The sequence below is a fragment of the Intrasporangium chromatireducens Q5-1 genome (assembly GCF_000576575.1).
GTDB classification, from domain to species: Bacteria; Actinomycetota; Actinomycetes; order Actinomycetales; family Dermatophilaceae; genus Intrasporangium_A; species Intrasporangium_A chromatireducens.
The window spans coordinates 1-2,767 of the sequence record NZ_AWQS01000371.1; the positions used below are offsets into that span (position 1 = coordinate 1).

The 2,767-nt window shown below is 67.5% G+C and carries 4 protein-coding genes and 1 pseudogene; all 5 read right to left on the reverse strand.

Features of this window, described 5'->3' with window-relative positions; translation table 11 throughout:
* Positions 1 to 1,005: recombinase family protein (locus tag N864_RS21140; RefSeq protein WP_034722055.1), on the reverse strand; the 1,005-nt coding region annotated here is incomplete at its 3' end.
* 181 nt (positions 1,006 to 1,186) lie between these two features.
* A complete protein-coding gene (locus N864_RS21145) occupies positions 1,187 to 1,414 on the reverse strand; it encodes a hypothetical protein (protein ID WP_034722056.1) in 228 nt (75 codons plus the stop codon).
* A 4-nt stretch (positions 1,415 to 1,418) separates the two neighbouring features.
* On the reverse strand, positions 1,419 to 1,958 hold the full coding sequence (locus tag N864_RS21150; protein WP_081794104.1) for a hypothetical protein: 540 nt from the start codon (positions 1,956 to 1,958) through the stop codon (positions 1,419 to 1,421).
* Positions 1,959 to 1,995: 37 nt separating this feature from the next.
* The gene (locus N864_RS21155; RefSeq protein WP_034224863.1) at positions 1,996 to 2,436 is read right to left on the reverse strand and encodes a single-stranded DNA-binding protein; all 441 of its coding nucleotides are present in this window, start codon (positions 2,434 to 2,436) and stop codon (positions 1,996 to 1,998) included.
* Positions 2,437 to 2,516: 80 nt separating this feature from the next.
* Positions 2,517 to 2,767, reverse strand: a pseudogene (locus tag N864_RS21160) (type VI secretion protein); the annotation flags it as partial.

Here is a 2,767-nt window from a genome sequence, read left to right on the forward strand (position 1 = left end):
GTAGACGTTGCCGTGGCGGTTCTTCGCGTTGGAGACGATGAGCCGGGACCCGCACTGGCCGCAGTGGATGGTGCCTTTGAGGTAGTGGCCGTGGACTTGGGTTGCCTCGACGGCGCACTGGTGCGCGGTGAGCACGGACTGGACCTGGTACCAGACCTCGGCGGGCACGAGCGCCGGGTGGTTGCCCTTGTAGCGGGTGCCTCGGTAGACGACATCGCCTTTGTAGTACGGGTTGGTCAGGAGCCGGTGGATGGTGGATACCGCCAGCGGCTTCGCCGGCCGCTTCGGGGTGGGCAGACTGCGCAGCCCGCGCGAGGTGAGTTCGTCATGGAGCTGGCTGACGCTCCAGTTGCCCGAGGCGTAGGCCTTGAACGCCCACTCGATCATCGGTGCTCGCTCGGGATCGAGCTCGATGGTGCGGACTTCGCGGCCGAGTTCGTCGCGCTTGCGGACATTCAAGTAGCCGATGGGCGCGCGTCCGTTCGTGCCGCCGCCGATGGCCTTTTGGGTCATGCCCTTGGCGACCTCGGTGGCGAGGTTGCGGGAGTAGAACTCGGCGATGGTGGACATGATGCCGTGCAGGAGCATCCCGGAGGGGGTCTCGTCGATGTTCTCGGACGCGGACACGAGCATGACCCCGCACTGTTGGAGTGCGAGGTGGATGCTCACGTCGTCGGCGCGGTTGCGGGCGAGCCGGTCGACCTTGTGAACGATGCAGTACGCGACCTTGTTGGTCTTGACGTACTGGATCATCCGCATCAGTTCGGGCCGGTCGGACGACTTGGCTGAGGCTCCCGCGTCGACGAACTCCTCGACGATGCCGGCGCCGAGCTGTTCGGCCTTACGCCGGGTCGCTTCGCGCTGGGCGGGGATCGAGAAGCCTTCGTCGGTCCCGCCCTTCTCTGCCTGCTCGCGGGTGGAGACCCGCAGGTACGACACGGCGGCAGCCGCAGTGTTGGGCGGGTCGATGAGGCTGGTAGCCGGATCGTCGGCAATGGTGGTCATCGGGGGCTCACTCTCACGCGGTTCGACCCTCGCGCTCCCACTGTTGGTGGGAGGGGTGTTGATCGTGAGAGCAGCCGTTGAAGGCTGTAGGGCGGGACCCGATGGTCTCGGTGCGTGTTGCTCGCCGAGCGGCGAGGTTTAGGCCACAACACCCCGCATCGCGAGGCTTGCACAGTTCATTCTACCGGGCGGCTTCGGAGGCGGCCAGGCCATCCGTCGCCGCCCGGTAGGTGTCGGGCACCCGCTCGGCTGCGCGGGCCGCGCGGCTCTCGCCGGTCTCCTGCAATGTCAGCCGGATGAGAACCTCGGCGAGCTTGTGCAGGTCGGCGCGTTCGCGGTGGACGGCCCGGACGGAGAACGACCGCTCCTCGTAGGGGCGACGGTCGGTCTTCTTGGCGTAGCGGCTCATCGGTCTACTGCGCTTCGTCGTCGTCCAGGCCGGCGTAGAACTCGTCTTCGGCCTCCTGGCGCTTGCGGACTTGGGCGATGACGAACTCGACGAACTCGGCGTCCCGGTCGGTGAAGGTGAAGTCCTGGATCGTGGGTGCCGGGTCCTCACCGGGCCACGCAGCTTGCCGGGTCGGGCGGTCGCGGTCCCCACGAGTACCGCAGGCCGTGACCCAGTAGCGAAGCCGCTCTCGAGCGTCGGCGAAGTCGCGGTGCCAACCGAGCGGCGCGGATGCGTTCTGCTCGGGGTCGTAGGCCGCGAGCCAATGCAGGTGCAGCGCCGACAGCTCCCAGACCATCTCCGGGTGGTGGTGCCAGAACGGCGGCACCACCGCGACCGGGAGGCCATAGGTGCGCCGCAGCCAGTCAACCCACCGGTTCAGCGCGAGCCATTCCTGCTCCAGCTCGTGCGCCGTCAGCAGGTTCCAGTTCACGGGGTGCGGCGGTTCGGGCATGTCCGCGTTCGTGACGCGGGGCGGTCCGTCGAAGACGTCCGGCTCATCCATCTCATGCTGATCGTTCATGGTGCTTCGACTCCCGAACTCACATGCTGACCGGGGCGTGCGCCGCGGTCGCTGCTCGCTGCGTCGGCTCGTACGTTGCTGCGTCCCGGCCCACTCCATTGCGCGGCGTCCGGTCGACCTCGTAGCGGGTTCGCGCGGCGTCGTGGCCGATCTTCTTGGCGACGAACTCTTCGCCCTCGATTGCCTGACCGTTGCGCTCGTAGTTGACCGGCCGCGTGTAGCCCTCGGCGACGAAGTTGTCGCCCTGGGCGAAGCTCGCGTGCGCGTGCTCAGCGGAACGCCCGAACATCACCAGGTGGTGGTAGGTCGTCTCGGTCTGCGTGAACGAGCCGTCGTCCTCGCGGCGGAAGTGCTCCTTGCCGATACGGGCGAAGAACCTGGCGTCTCCCTTTGCCGTCTCGGTGAGCAACGGCTCCGAAGCGATGAAGCCTGACAGCGATTCCTGGGTGTGAATGGCCATGATGGCCTCCTCCTGAACTCGGGCGACCAACTGCGTGTGGTCGCTCTGTCAGGCAGGTGCACTGGAGCTTCCAAGCGTCGTCAGGACGCGGGGCGGTGGCGCAGCAATGCTTCGAGTTCGTTGCGGTCGCTGCGGAGCTGCGCGGCGTCGGGCCGGGTCGGCCAGGCGCGCAGGTCGGTGACGATGGGCGGTGCGGAGCGCAGCATCGTGATGCCGGTGCCGAACGGCAGGGTGCGGATGCGGTCTGGCGGCAGAATCGGCACACGGCGGACCGAACGCTGGTTGGAGCGGGTGCCGTGGTCGCCGAGGGTCACGCTGTCGGTGTACTCGT

Bases quoted from the DNA above. Each gene is read 5' to 3' on its own strand.
- N864_RS21145 (WP_034722056.1), bottom strand. From the start codon at position 1,414: ATGAGCCGCTACGCCAAGAAGACCGACCGTCGCCCCTACGAGGAGCGG.
- N864_RS21150 (WP_081794104.1), bottom strand. From the start codon at position 1,958: ATGGATGAGCCGGACGTCTTCGACGGACCGCCCCGCGTCACGAACGCG.
- N864_RS21155 (WP_034224863.1), bottom strand. From the start codon at position 2,436: ATGGCCATTCACACCCAGGAATCGCTGTCAGGCTTCATCGCTTCGGAG.